This window comes from Gordonia sp. VNK21, from assembly GCF_046098115.1.
GTDB lineage: Bacteria > Actinomycetota > Actinomycetes > Mycobacteriales > Mycobacteriaceae > Gordonia.
On record NZ_JBJURU010000042.1, the window covers coordinates 1 to 1,241 of the forward strand.

Annotated in this window: 2 protein-coding genes; one reads left to right on the forward strand and one right to left on the reverse strand. The window is 70.0% G+C overall.

Going from position 1 to position 1,241, the window contains the following annotated elements:
- On the reverse strand, positions 1-597 hold a 597-nt coding region (locus tag ACJMNC_RS18280; protein ID WP_408949365.1), incomplete at its 3' end, for an alpha/beta fold hydrolase.
- Between the two features lie 59 nt (positions 598-656).
- On the opposite strand from ACJMNC_RS18280, the gene ACJMNC_RS18285 reads away from it, so the two are divergent.
- A complete protein-coding gene (locus ACJMNC_RS18285; RefSeq protein ID WP_408949366.1) occupies positions 657-965 on the forward strand; it encodes an antibiotic biosynthesis monooxygenase family protein in 309 nt (102 codons plus the stop codon).
- Positions 966-1,241 lie beyond the last annotated feature (276 nt).

Here is a 1,241-nt window from a genome sequence, read left to right on the forward strand (position 1 = left end):
CGCCTCCCACGGCGTCCAGAAGTCGCGGCCGCCCCATTCTTCGGCGAGGCGGGTCCAGACGTCGATCCGGCCGTGCAGCCGGCCGTCGTCGAAGGCCTCGTAGAAGTAGCGGCCGGCGACCGGGCCGAACAGCGCCTGCGCCTCGCTCTCGCCTGCGAAGCGCTCGGGCCAGCTGGCGAACCAGGGCTGCCAGGTGCCGGTGGTACGGCCGCGGAAGTCCGGCGCCATGTCCTCGACCACCAGGGCGGCCACCAGCTCCGGATAGGCGGCGGCGGTGCACCAGGCGTGCAGCCCGCCCATCGAATGCCCGATGAGCACGGCCGGCCCGCGGTCGATCCAGGTGAGGATCTCGGCCACGTCGCCGACGAAGCGTTCGGTACTCAGTTCCTCGGGGCCGGGCAGGCCCACGGCGGCGGCCCCCTGGTGGAAGGCGGCGTCGAAGGTGAAGACCCGTCCGTAGTGGCGCAGCCACGGAATCTGCCGGCGCCAGGTGCGGCCGCGGCCCATCAGACCGTGCAGGAGCAGGATCGGCCGGCCGTCGCGGCCGCCGTGATCGAGCAGACCGGTGCTGGCGCACAACACTTTTCGCCCCGGCATCGCGTCCACAGCCTTCAGACCCTATTGCACCGGCGGCAGCGGCACGTAGGCTCGTGCACATGGCAGTCGTGAAAATCAACGCAATCCACATCCCCGAGGGCCAGGGCGCCGAGCTGGAGAAGCGGTTCGCCGCCCGGGCCGGCACCGTCGACGGTCAGCCCGGTTTCCTGGGCTTCCAGCTGCTCCGCCCGGTCAAGGGCGACGACCGGTACTTCGTGGTCACCCAGTGGGAGACCGAGGAGGCCTTTGCGAACTGGGCCAACGGCGACGCGCGGGCCGCGCATGCGGGCGAAGCCCGTAAGCCGGTCGCCACCGGCGCCGATCTCCTCGAGTTCGAGGTCGTGCTGGACGTGGCCCCCAAGGGCTGACCGGCACCTGCATCGGTGTGAAGCCGGCGATCCGTGACGGGTCGCCGGCTTCACGCATCCGGCTGCGATCCAGAGTGCCGCGGCAAGCCCCTTCACATTTCTAGAACGTGTTCTAGTATCGATGGGAGAACCCACGACCTTTCAGGAGCACGTATGACCGCAGTGGCCGCACCCATCGAAACCAGCCAGCTCTACATCGGCGGACACTGGGTGGACCCGCACTCCGCCGACCGGCTCGAGGTGACCAACCCGGCCACCGGCGAACTGGTCGGCAGC